General features: G+C 65.8%; 1 protein-coding gene. It reads right to left on the bottom strand.

Annotated elements, in window-relative coordinates; all coding sequences use genetic code 11:
* Positions 1-602 (bottom strand): M48 family metalloprotease (locus EN994_RS34345; RefSeq protein ID WP_164746574.1); only part of this gene is annotated, 602 nt, incomplete at both ends.

Genomic DNA, 602 nt, shown 5'->3' on the forward strand with positions numbered 1-602 from the left:
TCGATGATGAAGCCGTCCGGTACCGTGAACGAAACGCCAAGGCCCGGATGCAGGAAGGTTTCGCCGCGTACATAGCCTTCTTCCGGCGTGTCGCCATAGAGCAGGCCGTCTATGCCGGCGAGGAAGGAATCGCGGTCGCGCGTGCCGACGCCCGGCGCGCCGAACTGGCGGGCATGGCGCTGCGCCAGATCGATGCGCTGCGGCGTATTGGGGTGCGTGGCCAGGAAATCGAGGCTGGCGTCGGTGGCGCCGCTGATCGAGCGGAAATCGGTGTAGGCCGACATTGATTGCAGGAAGCGGCCGGCGGCGAAAGGATCGTAGCCGGCCTCGCCGATCGACTTGATGCCGATGGCGTCGGCTTCCAGCTCCTGGTTGCGCGAGAATTGCGCGAGCCTCAGCTTGCCGCGGATCAACGCCGCCTTGGCGGTCGGGCTGTCGCCGAGCACATCGGAAACCACCTTGGTCGCCAGGCCTTCCTCTGCCTCGAGTTGCTGGCGCTGCAAGCCGTGATTGGCGGTGACGTGGCCCATCTCATGCGCGATGACAGCTGCAAGCTCGGCCGAATCATTGGCCAGCGCCAGGAGGCCGCGCGTGATGTAGAG

This window comes from Mesorhizobium sp. M7A.F.Ca.CA.002.09.1.1, assembly GCF_003998555.1.
Classification (GTDB): domain Bacteria; phylum Pseudomonadota; class Alphaproteobacteria; order Rhizobiales; family Rhizobiaceae; genus Mesorhizobium; species Mesorhizobium ciceri.